Origin of the sequence: Flavobacterium sp. (assembly GCF_049240005.1) — a bacterium.
Lineage (GTDB): Bacteria > Bacteroidota > Bacteroidia > Flavobacteriales > Flavobacteriaceae > Flavobacterium.
Genome location: NZ_JBMLTK010000125.1, coordinates 1 through 14819, shown reverse-complemented (window position 1 = coordinate 14819; position 14819 = coordinate 1). Strand labels below are relative to the sequence as shown.

General features: G+C 41.4%; 10 protein-coding genes. 6 read left to right on the top strand and 4 right to left on the bottom strand.

Features of this window, described 5'->3' with window-relative positions:
* Both gldC and gldB read right to left on the bottom strand, forming a co-directional pair.
* Nucleotides 1–259 (bottom strand): gliding motility protein GldC (gene gldC / locus ACOVQQ_RS12525; RefSeq protein WP_421818494.1); only part of this gene is annotated, 259 nt, incomplete at its 3' end.
* Entirely contained in the window at nt 252–1241 is a 990-nt protein-coding gene (gldB, locus tag ACOVQQ_RS12520; RefSeq protein WP_421818493.1) for a gliding motility lipoprotein GldB, read from the bottom strand. The genes gldC and gldB, both read right to left, overlap by 8 nt.
* A 94-nt stretch (nt 1242–1335) precedes the next feature.
* Here gldB and nadE point away from each other — a divergent pair, with 94 nt between their 5' ends.
* Both nadE and ACOVQQ_RS12510 read left to right on the top strand, forming a co-directional pair.
* Nucleotides 1336–2145 carry an NAD(+) synthase gene (gene nadE, locus ACOVQQ_RS12515; protein ID WP_421818496.1) on the top strand — a complete coding sequence of 270 codons (810 nt, stop codon included), beginning with the start codon at nt 1336–1338 and terminating at the stop codon, nt 2143–2145.
* Nucleotides 2146–2186: 41 nt separating this feature from the next.
* Nucleotides 2187–2831: a LuxR C-terminal-related transcriptional regulator gene (locus ACOVQQ_RS12510; RefSeq protein WP_421818492.1), complete on the top strand. Its 645-nt coding sequence runs from the start codon at nt 2187–2189 to the stop codon at nt 2829–2831.
* Here ACOVQQ_RS12510 and dnaG read toward each other — a convergent pair.
* Complete coding sequence (gene dnaG / locus ACOVQQ_RS12505) at nt 2828–4804, bottom strand: DNA primase (RefSeq protein ID WP_421818495.1); 1977 nt, start codon at nt 4802–4804, stop codon at nt 2828–2830. The genes ACOVQQ_RS12510 and dnaG overlap by 4 nt on opposite strands.
* 576 nt (nt 4805–5380) lie before the next feature.
* Here dnaG and ACOVQQ_RS12500 point away from each other — a divergent pair.
* The 4 genes from ACOVQQ_RS12500 to ACOVQQ_RS12485 all read left to right on the top strand — a co-directional run bounded on the left by ACOVQQ_RS12500 (nt 5381) and on the right by ACOVQQ_RS12485 (nt 9364).
* A complete protein-coding gene (locus tag ACOVQQ_RS12500) occupies nt 5381–6319 on the top strand; it encodes a bifunctional riboflavin kinase/FAD synthetase (protein ID WP_421818491.1) in 939 nt (312 codons plus the stop codon).
* Nucleotides 6320–6498: 179 nt separating this feature from the next.
* Nucleotides 6499–6951 carry a hypothetical protein gene (locus tag ACOVQQ_RS12495; RefSeq protein ID WP_421818490.1) on the top strand — a complete coding sequence of 151 codons (453 nt, stop codon included), beginning with the start codon at nt 6499–6501 and terminating at the stop codon, nt 6949–6951.
* 342 nt (nt 6952–7293) lie between these two features.
* Entirely contained in the window at nt 7294–8385 is a 1092-nt protein-coding gene (gene bioB, locus ACOVQQ_RS12490; RefSeq protein ID WP_421818489.1) for a biotin synthase BioB, read from the top strand.
* A gap of 82 nt (nt 8386–8467) precedes the next feature.
* Nucleotides 8468–9364 (top strand): cupin-like domain-containing protein, encoded by an 897-nt coding sequence (locus tag ACOVQQ_RS12485; protein ID WP_421818488.1) that lies wholly within the window; start codon nt 8468–8470, stop codon nt 9362–9364.
* Between the two features lie 139 nt (nt 9365–9503).
* On the opposite strand, the gene ACOVQQ_RS12480 is transcribed toward ACOVQQ_RS12485, so the two are convergent.
* Nucleotides 9504–14819: choice-of-anchor D domain-containing protein (locus ACOVQQ_RS12480; protein ID WP_421818487.1), on the bottom strand; the 5316-nt coding region annotated here is incomplete at its 5' end.

Here is a 14819-nt window from a genome sequence, read left to right as displayed (position 1 = left end):
CGGCTGTGGCGCGCAAATACGTATCGGTTAAGCCCACTAAAGTTTGGTGAATCAACTGTTTCATCTCATCCACAGGCATGTCTTTGGTCCACAAATCAATGCGTAGGGTCTCTTTCGCATTCGAATCCCAAACCGAAAGTAAATACGCTTTTGCTTCCTCGTTGTTTATGCCGCCGTCGCTGGCGGTCCACGCTAATTTCTCAGGAACGTTGTTTTCATCCAGCTCAATTCCTAAAACGATATCCGATTTCTTACTCATCTTGTTTGGGTTTGTATTTCGATTCTTTAAAAATAGTGTCGGCATCCATGAGCAATAACTTTTGAACGGGCACTTTATTCTTTTCCGCGTAAGCGCGAACAATTTGCCAACCTACCCAAGTGCCAATTCTACCTGGAGTTTCATTGTCGATTTCCAAATAAAACTTTGAAAAGGGCGCAGGATTTATGAAACGAGGTCCCAACTTTGAATCGGTATCGTACAACAGCTTTTCTTCAATAAAAAACTTCCAAATGTAGGCTTCGTTTTCTTGGCAAAACTTAAGTTGTAAATCGGTATATCCAATTTTGGTGCTGTCGGCCGTTTCGGGAAGCAATAAATCTTTCAGATACAATTCTTTTCCGGCATCGATCATTTTCGACAAAAACGTCTTGCTCTTGTCGATGGGTATTTTCGTAGCAGCAAACGCACTTACTACGTCGGGCAGCAACTGCGATTTTTCAAAATTAGCACGTTGGTATTCCGGGAATTCGTAAAATCTGTGCTTTCTTCCCAAATACATCTCCAAAGAAATGATGATAACCTTATCGGTGTACAGCACTTTCGTGGAAGGATCCATCTCGTAAATCATCGTGATTACTTCCGGATTCTTGGATTTTTCCTCAGGAAAATAGTAATTTATTCTCGCTTTAACGTCGTTGATTTCCTGCAACTCTTCTTTAAAATCGGGAAATGTTTTCTGTACTTCGCCATACAATTCGCGCCACAGCGGATTAGTCATTTTTTCAATCCACTCTTTGTCGGGAACATCGGCTGGGAAAAAATCGGGAAATGTTTTCTTTAATTCCGGAAGTTTAGCAACAGGCGTTTCGAAAAACTGCTTGTCGAAACGCACGAGTTGTAGTGCAACGGGCTGTTCTTGAATAGCTTCTTCAACTTTTGCTTTCTCCGAACAGGAAAAAAACAGCAAAGTGCCGCAAACAAATGCTAAAATTATAACAAACTTGTATTTCAATGCCTTCATAACTTGGATACAGTGATTTTCCTTGTGTACTTTTGCGAAGCACGGTATGTTAAAACGTGCAAAGATACTTGCTTCGAACTAAAGGAAACTGATGATGTCAAAAATTTCTACGTCTCAAGCGGCAGCTGTTGCCGATTACATTTCGAAATGGCTGCTCGACTATGCCAAGAACGCCAAAGTTAACGGATTTGTTGTAGGCGTATCGGGCGGAATCGATTCGGCGGTAACCTCAACACTTTGTGCACGCACTGGCTTGCCTGTTTATTGCTTGGAAATGCCAATTCATCAGCACGAATCGCAGGTAAATCGCGCCGCTGAACACATTGATGCCCTTATTCAGAAATATCCAAACGTATTCCGACAATTGGTTGATTTAACTCCGGTTTTTGAAAGTTTTAAATCGGCCGTAACCCAAACCGATGATCAAGCTACAGTCGATCTCAGTCTTGCCAATACCCGCGCGCGTTTACGCATGACGAGCTTGTACTATTACGCCGGACTCACCCACAGTTTAGTGGCCGGCACCGGAAACAAAGTTGAGGATTTTGGCGTTGGATTTTACACCAAATACGGCGACGGCGGTGTAGATGTAAGTCCGATAGCTGATTTATATAAATCGGAAGTTTACGAATTGGGACGTGTGCTGGGCGTTCCGCAATCGATTTTAGAAGCTGCTCCCACCGACGGATTGTTTGGCGATAGTCGTACCGACGAAGATCAGCTTGGTGCTAGTTACGACGAGTTGGAATGGGCTATGGAAACATCCGGATCAACACACGATCCGAGCACCTTTACCGAACGTCAAGCCACTGTTTTTGCCATTTACAAACGTTTAAACAACGCTAATCAACACAAAATGAACCCAATTCCGGTTTGTGAAATACCTGCTCACTTCAAAATATAGAAAAGCGAATGTTCTTAAAAACATAAAAAGACACTTGAACCATGAACGAAGCCACGTCGATTTCAATTGCCATTGCCGATAATCATCCAGTAGTTCACCAAGGTTTAAACGCCTATTTTTCGCAACATCCCCAAATTCAAATCGTTGAAAACATCAGCAATTTCCTCCAAGTAGAACCCCTATTGTCGGTTAAAAACATCGATGTGTTGGTTTTCGACTTAGAACTCGATGCGTTAAAAAGTATCAACGAGATAAAGCTTTTAGTGAAGCAATTTCCTGAAACGCGTTTTATTGCTTTCACCAATTTATCCGAAGAAATTTATACGCCCAATGCCATCAAAGCTGGTGTCAGTGCGTTTTTAAATAAGTCGCGCAGTTTAGACGATCTCGCATCAGCCATTCTTTTGGCACGCGGCGGACAACACCGATTTAACGAAAAACTGCTTCAAAAACTGTCGCTCATCGCGAAACAAAACAAATCGGAGCGCATTTACCGCAAATTGTCTACCCGCGAAGTCGAAGTTTTGCGCTACCTCAGCCAAGGAAAAAAGAATAACGAAATTTCGAAACTTCTCAGTTTGAACGAAAAAACCATCAGCACCTATAAATTGCGCTTGCTGAACAAACTAGACGTAACCAACTTGGTTGACTTGGTTGACAAAGCCAAAAAATTGGAGATTTTTTAAAACCGAGATAAAACGCGCCCTAATTTATCGGAAAACGACTTAATAAGCTGTTGGTAATCAATCGTATTTGACAAGATTTCGGAGTTATCGTCTGTTGGATCCGGACTAATTTGTGTCATTAAATCTGCAATGATTCGATCAACTAAATACCACCTCAACGAGAGTATTGTTTCGTTGACGTATTGTGCGATACCTACCTGTTTCGATTTCACAAAAACATCGCGACTTTCCCAATTGTGAAGCTGAATTTTCTCTTCTTCCATTAAAATATCGGCAACTAAAGGCGCGTATTCCACAGGTAAATCCGACATAAACTGCTCGGCAGAGAACTTGTCATGAGTAGTTAAATAAGCAATGAGTAACTCGTAAATACCTCGAAAAGTTTCGTTGCTAAAAATTATTTCATCTTGTTGCAAGCTCAAGAATATACGCTCGTACACTTTCGCCTGAGTGAAGATTTGCTTTTCAACTACCTCGCCGTTTTCAGTCGTTTCCAAAACATAATCTTCGAAAGTAGCTTCCGACGTTCCGTACAACAGCAACAACTCAATGATCTTCTTTTCCAATGTCTCCAGCACATTAATTTTATCCGATGTGCTGGTATTTTCGGCTTTAACTACTTCAAGCGGTTGCGTTTGGTTTTGCTGCTTTTTAAAACTCTCCTTTAAGTCTTTTTGCAGCATTTGTGCAAGTGTACTCACCAAAACCTGTTCGGAAATTTCCATAATCTGCGCACATTCCTGCACGTAAATCTCCCGTTGAATGCGGTCGGGAATTTTAGAAATACTCTGAACGATATCGCGAATCAAATCGGCTTTCTTAATCGGATCGTTTTTCGCTTCTGCCATAAGCAACGACGCCTTAAACCGAATAAAATCTTTGGCATTTGCGGCAAAGTAGGCTTCAATGTCTTCTTTCGAATTCTTCCGCGCAAAGCTATCCGGATCTTCACCGTCGGGAAACGAACAAACGCGCACATTCATTCCTTCCTCCAAAATTAAATCGATGCCGCGCAAAGCTGCTCGCAATCCGGCTGCATCGCCATCAAACAAAACGGTAATGTTCTTGGTGAGTCGGTTTATCAATCTAATTTGTTCCGAGGTCAGTGCTGTTCCGCTGCTCGAAACCACATTTTCAATCCCGGCTTGGTGCATTTGTATCACGTCGGTGTAGCCTTCCACCAAATAGCACAAATCTTGCTTAGCAATAGCTTGCTTCGCATAAAAAATGCCGTATAAAACCTTGCTCTTATAGTAAATTTCGCTTTCGGGCGAATTCAAATATTTGGCCGCTTTTTTGTCGTTTGTCAGAATCCGACCTCCGAAACCAAGTGTCCGACCCGACATACTTAAAATCGGAAACATGACTCTTCCGCGAAAGCGATCAATCAATTCGCCGTTATCTCGCGCAATACTGAGTCCGGTGCCCACCAGAAAATCCGGATTATACCCCGCTTTTTTCGCTGCCTCACTAAAGGTCGAATAGCCGTCGGGGTGGTATCCTAAAGCAAACTTTTTTATAGTCTCGGTCGTAAAACCGCGCTCTTTAAAATACGTTAATCCAATGGCTTTACCTTGTTCGGTTTCGTGCAATTGCGTTTCAAAATACTTTTTAGCGTATTCCGAAACCAAATACAAACTCTCGCGCACATCGGCCGAGGCTTTTTCTTCCTCGGTTTCAACAGTTTCCTCAATCTCAATGTTGTAGCGTTTTGCCAAATACCGAATGGCTTCCGGATAGGTAAAATGCTCGTGTTCCATCAAAAATGCAACGACATTTCCGCCTTTTCCCGACGAGAAATCTTTCCAAATTTGCTTCACCGGCGAAACCATAAACGAGGGCGATCGTTCGTTCGAAAACGGACTCAAACCCTTGAAATTACTGCCCGCGCGCTTTAATTGCACGTAATCGCCAATTACTTCCTCGACGCGCGCGGTATCGTAAACTTTATCTATGGTTGCTTTCGAAATCATGGGCGTTAAAGATACAAAGTCGGCAGGTTTCGCGCGAGGTAAATTTTCCCAACCGCTTATCTTAAAATGCCAAAGCTTTAAAAGCGCTGTTTTGCATGTTTTGGGCGGCATTTCGCGCTGTTCGTTGCAATAAAATCGCGCGGCCTGGGTTCCGGCAGCTTTTTGCGCAGCTTCCGTTGGTCGCTGTGCAAAAAACGCCGTCACGCGCGGCCGCTGCGCTTTCATTTCCACTGCCATCACGGCCGCGGGTATCGTTACCGAAAATACGTTGTTTAAAATACTTGGAAAGTTATTTTTTAAAATCTCGTTTTTTTAGTTTAAAAAACTATTTTTCAGCTAATTATCCGTGGTAATATTGCAATATTACGTATGTTAAAAAACAGACGCTTTTTTAGAGCTTTATCAATTAGTACGACACATCATCCACGCAGCGCCCACTTAAAATAAAATCATTAACGAATAAAAAAGCTGTCTTTTTGCTTGCATCATCCACAAAATCAGTCAATTCAGACATTCACAAATATTTAAGTCGCTCATGTAATTCTAAACTTTTACTTTTGCGGTAATTTTAGAGCTGTGCAAACATTTTTTTCGATTGCTGAATTTCAGAGTACCCGACCGTTGTTGCTAACTGTGGGCACTTTCGACGGTGTGCATCTCGGGCATCAGGCCATTTTATCGCAAATTGCCTCCGAGGCAGAAGAACAAGGTTTGGCTTCGGCTGTCCTTACGTTTCATCCACATCCGCGCATGGTTCTAAAACCCAACGAACCTATGTATTTGCTGCAAACCATCGAAGAAAAACAGGCAGCTATTGCCGATTTGGGAATCGATTACCTTATTGTGCAGCCGTTTGATGCCGCTTTTTCCGAACTCGATGCCGAAACGTATGTAAAGCAACTTCTTGTTGATAAACTGCAGGTTTCGAAAATGCTTGTTGGTTACGATCACCGCTTTGGTGCTAAACGTCAAGCCGACTATTCCGATTTACAGCGATTTGGCGCACAATACGGCTTCGAGGTCGAGCAATTGTCGCAACAAACCGTCGATGCGCTTACGATTAGTTCAACCGAAATTCGAACAGCGCTGCTTTCCGGACAGGTTGCACTAGCCGAAAAGTTATTGGGACGCCCGTACGACTTTACCGGAACGGTGGTGCATGGGAAAAAACTGGGTCGTACCATTGGCTATCCAACAGCTAATATCGAAATAACCGACTTTCATAAATTGGTTCCTGGCCTCGGAATTTATGCTGTTATTTCCGAAATCGACGGTCAAATGGTGAAAGGAATGATGTCGATAGGTACCAATCCAACTGTGGGCGGTCAAACCCGAACCATCGAAATCTACTATTTCGATTTTGAAGGCGATTTATACGGCAAAACCATCACCACTTACTGTTTAGGATACCTCCGTGCCGAAGCGAAATTTGAATCTTTAGAACAACTTAAAAAAGCGCTCGAACAAGACGCCGACGATTCGTTCGCCGTTTTCAATGAAAAAGGCATTCACTAGAAAGGCGCAAATCTGAGCTTTTGCATCGACTTTTAATTCTTCCGCGAAAGCGCCGAAAAACAAAATCTTCGTTTCTTTAAAATTAAAATTCTCTTAAAACAAAGAAAATCAATCTTTTGGAAGATTTATTTTAATTACCTTTAGATGGAAAATAACGTCTAATCTAAAAATCGTTGCATATGAATACGAAAAGAGTGATTGGAAATGGTGTTCTGATTTTCCTAGGAATAGGAATTTACTTCTTGTTGATGGAAGCTTTGGGCTTGTCGCGAGAATTTTATCTACGGGTTTTAAACCTCTTCATTGTTATTTACGGCGTTAACAAAACCCTTCGTGAAAATATAGTTTCGGGTGTTCGCGGGTACAATACCAATTTACTGGCGGCAATTACCACTTCGATGGCAGGAGCTATTTTAAGTGTGAGCGCGTTATTAACTTACATCTATTTCAAAGGCGGCGAAGTTTATTTAGAGTCGCTTTCCGATGCATTTCTATTCGGCGGAGGTAAAGCAAGCATTTACAATTATTGTACGGGCTTGTTGTTTGAGTCGGTAGCAACCTCACTTATTGTATCGTTTTGTTTGATGCAATATTGGAAAGGAAAAGTAGAAAACATCAACATTGTCGATTAATTCATCTTACTTTAGTTTAAAAGCCGCAGCGTTTGTTTGCGGCTTTTTTATTTGTACTATTTCAAAAAAAAGTGAATCTTATAAAATTGAAAACGCTACTATTTGGTTAATCACCAAACTAAACATGTAAGCAGGGAATCAACTCATTACAAATCCGTTATACATTGAAAACCAAACGATTTCTTGGAATTCACGTTAAAATAGGTGCAATCGATAGTATCTCCGAGCTTCATTTACAGCAATTTGGTTTAAAAATCGCGTTTCGCAGCGCTGTTAAGCGTCGAAGGAGTTGCGTTCTAGTAAAAAGTATTGTGTATTTTTGAGCGCTAATATTACCGAGCTATGCAGTTAAGACACGATTGGACTAAAGAGGAGATTTTAGAGATTTACAACAAACCGATGATGGATTTGCTGTATGAAGCGGCAACCATTCACCGTGAATTTCACGATCCCAACAAAGTTCAGGTTAGTACCCTGTTATCGATCAAAACGGGCGGATGTCCTGAAGATTGTGGGTATTGTCCGCAGGCCGCACGATACCATACCGATATCGAGGGTAATGATTTAATGTCGGTTAACCAGGTAAAAGCACAGGCATTACGGGCCAAAGCATCGGGTTCTTCGCGCGTTTGCATGGGCGCAGCGTGGCGTAATGTTAAAGACGGACCGGAGTTCGATCAGGTTTTGGAAATGGTACGTACCATCAACAAGCTCGATATGGAAGTTTGTTGCACCTTGGGTATGATTACTGAAAATCAGGCCTTGCGATTAGCCGAAGCTGGCTTATATGCGTACAATCACAATTTAGATTCTTCGGAAGAATATTATAAAGAGATTATTTCAACACGCGATTTTAAGGATCGTTTGGCAACAATCGACAATGTTCGCAAAACCAATGTAACCGTTTGTAGCGGAGGTATTATTGGTATGGGAGAAAGTGCCGAAGACCGAGCCGGAATGTTGCTGGCTTTGGCGCGCTTAAATCCGCAACCGGAATCGGTGCCAATTAATGCACTAGTTGCTGTTGAAGGAACGCCTTTGGAAGATCAGAAGCCGGTTGAAATTTGGGAAATGATTCGAATGGTTGCTACCACCCGAATTGTGATGCCGCTAACACAGGTGCGTTTGTCGGCAGGTCGAACAGAAATGTCGCGCGAAGGTCAGGCTTTGTGTTTCTTCGCCGGAGCTAACTCGATTTTTGCAGGCGACAAGTTACTTACAACACCAAACCCGGATGTGAACGAGGATATGAAAATGTTCGACGCATTAGGTTTGATTCCGATGAAACCTTTTGCAAAGAAAAGTCAGCCTAAAACAGTAGAAGCTTCTGACTCTGAATACGTTGCATTAGGAGAAAAACCAAAATGGACACGCCCAGAGCATAAAATAGAGCGCAATATTGAAGCCGCTGCAAAACGAAAATCGGAGGCGTAAGCGTTTAGTTTTTGTTAAAATTGCTTCGAGCAAATTAGGATGATTTTATTTTTGTCGTTCTGATTTGTTTGTTTCTATATTGATGACTGTTACTACGCGCGGATTTTTACTAAAAGAAATTCCCAGATTTGAGTCGCTTTCAAAGCGAGACTTTTACGAAATTTACGTCAAAGCCCAAAAACCTGTTGTTTTGACTAAACTTACAGAGGATTGGCCGGCATACGAGAAGTGGCGTTTAAACTATATCAATACCGTGGCAGGTTCTAAAACGGTCCCGTTATACGACGACCGTCCGGTGTCTCACGAGGAGGGTTTCAACGAAGCTCATACAACCATGTTAATGTCGGAATACATTCAGCTCCTGGAATCCAAACCAACAAACTACCGGATATTTCTTTACAACTTAATGAAAGAAGTTCCGGTGCTTCAAAACGATTTTAAGTGGCCAAATATCGGATTGCGTTTAGTGAAGCAACTTCCAATGCTTTTTTTTGGTGGAGCTGGCGCAAAAGTTTTTATGCATTTTGATATCGATTATGCCAATATTTTACACTTCCATTTTCATGGAAAAAAGAAATGTATCATTTTCCCACCGTCTGAAAGTAAATACTTATATAAAGTTCCGCATGCGTTGATCTCGCGCGAAGACATTGATTTTGATAATCCTGATTTTGAAAAATTCCCGGCGCTAAGGCATGCTGAGGGATATATCTGCGAACTCAATCACGGAGAAATGCTGTATATGCCGGAAGGTTACTGGCACTACATGAAATACGAAACGGCGGGTTTTTCAATGAGTTTGCGTGCATTTCCTCGTGGAATAAACCATTTGGCAAAAGCCTTCTACAACGTAACCATCATGCGATTTTACGATACGTTAATGCGCAAAGTTCAAGGTCAGAAATGGATTGATTACAAAAACTTGCGTGCATTAACAGATACGCACAGAAAATTGATTCGAGAAGGGAAAACTCTTTAAAAACAGCTCCGTTAACGTCGTTGACTAGTTAAGTAATTTATTGAAAAACAATTAACATGATTTTGTAAAAACACTACAAAACACCTGATATCTTAATGTTTAACCGTTAATTGCTTGTTCGAACGTATTCAAAAACACCTTACTGCTTGATTACTTTTCGCGTCGAAACTATTCCAGACTCTAATTCAATCTTTACTAAAAGAATCTTTGTTTGAAATTTTGCAGTTTCAATTTGAGTCTCAGCGGAAGCAACATCGTATATATCGTATAACAATCGTCCATTTAAGTCAAAAAGTTGCACGCTTTTTATTGCATCTAGTTCAGATTTTATAATTATTTGGTTGTTAGTTGCAACTACATCGACTTGAGCTTGGTAGGGTTCTGGAGTTGAAATGCTCAGAGGAGCTTGATTGAATTTCAGATAAAATCTATTGTTCTGTGCCCCTATTTCTGCCATAAATCCGTACGGCGCTAAACGCAAGTCGTGATGAATATCTAAAAGTGCGTCGTAGAGTAAAATCGGTACGGAAACATCGACAAATACACCTTCAAACTGATCGATTGAAATGTACGTTTGGCCTGAAACTCCAGAGGTAAAGCCTAAAGGAACAACGTGATCGCCGGAAAAGTTTCCGAGTGCTTGTATTCTGTAGAATTCTGTGTTAATTCTCGAATAAAAATTCAAGGCAGCTCCCGCAGGATTAAACTTCCCGTCGTAACCTTTATCGAAATTGTCTGTCGCACCTGATAAAAACGCTATTAACTGTTGCGAGCTCATACCATCGGAATTATGCAATTTCAACCAAATTTTTCCTTGATCGGAATCACCTAAAGGCATTGGAGGCAACGCGGCAGGTCTAAAAAATTGCTGGTTGTTGTATCCCAATCCACGCATAGAATTTCGAAAAACAATAGATCCTGCATTTGAGCCTTCAATAAAAAAGGCTTGTCCTGCGGCAATGAATCCGTTTGGTGTAGTACTACCTGAAACCGAACCCGTACCAACACCTATTCCACCCGTTAAATTATACATGGCATAATCATCAGAAGAAAAATTATAACCGCCAGGACCCGGATTGGTAGTATTGGGCTGAATATCGCCAACATGCGTCCAGAAATAAATAGTGCCTTCGAAATTCGCCAAATTCTCATTGATGAAGGAGTCCGCTGAAATTGCACTTGGATACGGATTACCGACCAGATTGTAATCGTCCGTAAGATCTGCACTGTTGTTACTTTCCATCAGTGTGTAGGTAACTTGTCCGTTGTTTGGATTACCAGTGAATACAACCGTGGCGGTAGTTGGATAGGTTCCAAGATCGGTTGGAGCCATAATAGCATACCCAACTCCTGGAGTCATCTGGCTTGTAAAAGGAATATTTACCCAAGCGTTACCATTATCATCAAAACTATCTCCATTTACATCCTCATATGCTGCTGTATTAAATGCGAAAGTATAGTCTGGTCGCCATCCATCAAAAGGTCCTTGAAATGTAGTTGCAGTTACAGGGCTAGACCAATACACGTAATCATACTCTTCGTATGGCGAGGTAATTCTCGTCATTTCAATGTTACCCACATTAACCGCGTTATCATTGTACTGAACAAGCGACCCGCTATTTTCTATAACAATTGGATTACCATTATTAGTGATGTTACTCTGAATTTCTGCATACGTATTAGAAGCAATGGTAAGCGTTCGTCCTGAACTAATCTCACATTCGCAGCCTTGCAAACTTCCACTGACGCCTGTATTGAAATCGTCGTTAATGATTATCTTATCTGTATCGCTTGGCGCAGTTGTATCCCAAGCACCCGCTGCCCAAGTTTTCGTACTTTCTTGTTGTCCTTGAATTATAACGTTATCAATAGCAATTACTTCATTTCCACTATTTGTATTCGTCTTGATTGTAAATCGGACGCGAACTTGATTTGTTGGTGCATCAATATTTGTTATTGAATAGGTTCGCGGCAATCCATTCACTGAATTTGAACGAGCTCCAAAAGTAGTCAAGGTGCCCGATACAGTATAAATTTTTATTCCTGTTGCTACAGTTGACGTATTAATATCTAACAAGGCGTTGTTATTTCCCCGAATAAGAATCTGATCAACATATGTAGCTCCGCCATCTGTACTAATAGCAACTCGAACTTCATCGCTGGTTTCCAAACCTTGGGTGTTGCTGCTTCCATAAAACCCAAGATTAAAAGTTAGGCTAATGTTCTTATAATTTGTAGTGACTACATTATCAAAACTCAAAACGTTTGTTGCAGCCGCCGTAGCACCACTTACTTGATAACTTTGAGCACCAATGAATTTGTTTGTAGTTGTTATACGGTTATCGCCGTAAGCAGTTCCTCCAGTAGCGGCAAATGTTCCACCAGAGCCTGTGTAATTTACTACCGGGCTTGCCGGTGAGGTCTCAAACGTTTGCTGTGCAATAGTGGTTACCGCTGTTAACGCGCAGCGTTTGTAATTGTTTGAATCAGCAGAAATATCGAAATTAAACGGATTCTCATTGCTATCGTTGTTTACAATAGAAACAGTTGCAATTTTTGGCCCTGCAGTGGTACTTGAAAACGAAATCGAAAAGCTCGTACTTTGTCCAGCGCTTAAAGAAGTTACCGGTAGAGAAGCTGAAATACTAAACTCGCTTGCACCCGTTAAAGTGGGTTGCGACAAATTTAAAGTTCCCGTACCCGTGTTTGTTATGGTGTATACTTTAGTTATGACACCATCGCTGGTGAAGTAGCTATTACTAAACTTGGTATTGTTTTGTAAACTTGTAGTAGTTGATCCATCTTGGATACTGGCTTGGTTACCAAATACCTCAATTTCTGCCGCAACATTAAACGGGCAAATTTCTAAATCATCAATATTGAATCGATGGTTGGCATTGGTCGTTCCCGAATTATACTTAATGCGCAATCGCACTGGGCCAGATTGCTCTAAACTTTGATTAAACGTTTGTACAGTAGCTGTTGGCGTTATTGCCGCACCTAACTGTATCCAAGAATTTCCCGAATCTTTGCTGTATTCAACAACAAAAGTAGCCGTAATGGCATCACTTCCAAATCTTCTATAGGTAAAAGAAACTGCATTAATACCGAGTAATTGGTCTTCCAGCATTTCGGCAACGCTATTTACATCTGCGCGAAATCGGATCGATCTACTGCCAATTTTGTAATCATTGGTTTGATCTCCAATAAGCGCTTCCGACAAAAACCAACTTCTTCCGTCAATTGAAACTTCATCTGCGGCATAAGAACCTTTTGCCGAACTCTCACTGGTAGCACGGTAGCAAGTTATGGTTCCAGAAAAATTAATTACAAACGGATTCTCGCCTCCTGTTGTATCGTTATTCGGAATACTTATAGAACCACTTACTGCTCCAACAGTATCTCCAAGCAATCGAATGGTAAAGGTCGTTGAACTGCCTCCGGCAACGGTACTACTGTAATTTAGGAATAAGCTAAAACCAGCTCCGGTAACTGTTGCAGCCGACAGATTTAATGTTTGCAGACCTAAGTTTTGAATAGTAAAAGTCTGGTCAACTGCATTTCCAGCACTTTGAGAACCGAAAGCAAAAGTAGCGCCGGTTGCTATTGATGTATTAGAAGGATTCAATACATTGATTTCCGCACGTCTGAAAATATCGCCTGCTGTGTACGTATTTATAGTACCTGAAAGAGCACCCGTAGCAGTAGTTAATCCGGTAAACGATACCGTATTAGTACAAGTAGGATTACAAACTAAATTTCCAATAATCCAGTTTCCAGTACTACCAATGTATCTGCCAGAGTACATGTTTGTGTGGGTACCTACAACATCTCCTGCTAGATAAGTTCCCGAAAAATCGAAGGTAGCGTTGGTAATTCCCGTAGCCGAGGTTTGCCAGTAACGGGTAATATAACTGTCTGATTCGTTGTTAGGATCAATAACATTATCAACCGACATAATAAGATTTGCCGTTGCAAAATCGCCCGTTGTACAAGAAAATGTTGCTGGTGTATATTGCGTTGTTGTAGTTCCGATTGGAAAGGTAAAACTTCGTGAAACGGCTGTTCCGTTAGTGAAATTCTTGCGAAGTGCTCCTCCTACGGAAACATCTGCAATAAAAAAGTTGCTGGAAGAAGCTCCTGAAACCGAAGTTATCGCCCCACCTAAAGTTAGTGTACTTGTATTTAAATCAAGAATACCAGCAGTTAAATTCATAGCTGTATTTACCGTCAAGGCACTGCCTAAAACTGCAGCAACAGCTCCAGAAGTTCTATTTATAGTTAAAGTCCCTAACTGAGTTGTTCCCGTAAATCGCAATGTTCCGATACTCCCTGAACCTTGTAAAATAAGTGTAGCCGCAGCATTTCCAACCAGCGAACCCGCGCCGGCAAGTGTACTTGCAACGCCAGAACTACCAATAGTTAGTGTATTGGCTCCCCAGGTAAATGTGCCCGCTGCGTTTGTTATTGTTATGGCAGCGCCAGCTGAAGGTGCAGAAACATTTAGCGAAGCATTACTGGTAACAGCAATTGCATTTTGTATCGTGAATGATGGAATTGTAAGTACTGGCGCAGCCGCGACATTTATATTTTGATTGGCAGAACCTTGGAAAATTACAGAACGTCCGTTTCCAACAAAACTGTTTCCCGAATTAAAATTCAAATTCCCACCAACAAATAAATTCCCAGAAGTTGCATTCATGGATAAAACCGCATTCGCCGCCGTAGCGGTTAGATTACCCGCTAAACCTCTATCGGCATTTGGCATGTTTACGGTAAAGCCCGAATTTATAACTACATTCTGAGGTACACCCAAACCCGCTGTTGTTCCCGTTGCTCTCCATTCATCAAACACGTTGTAGTTGTTATTGTAAATAAGAGTAGACGTATTTGTGTATACAGGAGCATTTGTATTGTTAACAAAACCACCCGGATTTAATTGTAAGTTTCCGTTTATTGTAGTTTTCGAAGCTCCAAAATCGAATCCTGTTGATAGAACAGTCGTCACATTTGCTCCAAGTACAAGAGTACCAGTACCAGTAACTGCCTTGTTACTATTGCTGATCAATAACTGCCCGTTTGTTGCTGTGGAAGTAATGGTACGGCCGGTTGCATTTGTGGAAATTCCAATGGAAGTTCCTGTTCCATTTAGGGTTAGGGAATTTCCGTTAATGTCGTATGTGTTTGCGTTTATTAACTGAAAGACATCACCTGTTGTACCGCCAACAACTACATTGGTTCCTGTACTTTGTTGAACACTTCCTGCGGTTTTATTTAAAACCAAATAATCAAAGGTAATAGTTCCTCCACCTGTTTTGGTAATTAGGGAAGTTCCTGTTCCTGTGAAAAACACGGCACGACTATTATTGGTTTGCGTAGCCGACGCTCCTTGAATCCAGTTTGCAGATGTCGTAAAATCTCCGTTTAAAACCAAGCTTCCGTTGTTGGTTACAGT

What these genes read in the sequence shown, in the direction of transcription:
- ACOVQQ_RS12485 (WP_421818488.1), top strand. Translation starts at nt 8,468, where the DNA reads ATGACTGTTACTACGCGCGGATTTTTACTAAAAGAAATTCCCAGATTT.
- ACOVQQ_RS12495 (WP_421818490.1), top strand. Translation starts at nt 6,499, where the DNA reads ATGAATACGAAAAGAGTGATTGGAAATGGTGTTCTGATTTTCCTAGGA.
- bioB (WP_421818489.1), top strand. Translation starts at nt 7,294, where the DNA reads ATGCAGTTAAGACACGATTGGACTAAAGAGGAGATTTTAGAGATTTAC.
- nadE (WP_421818496.1), top strand. Translation starts at nt 1,336, where the DNA reads ATGTCAAAAATTTCTACGTCTCAAGCGGCAGCTGTTGCCGATTACATT.
- ACOVQQ_RS12510 (WP_421818492.1), top strand. Translation starts at nt 2,187, where the DNA reads ATGAACGAAGCCACGTCGATTTCAATTGCCATTGCCGATAATCATCCA.
- dnaG (WP_421818495.1), bottom strand. Translation starts at nt 4,804, where the DNA reads ATGATTTCGAAAGCAACCATAGATAAAGTTTACGATACCGCGCGCGTC.
- gldB (WP_421818493.1), bottom strand. Translation starts at nt 1,241, where the DNA reads ATGAAGGCATTGAAATACAAGTTTGTTATAATTTTAGCATTTGTTTGC.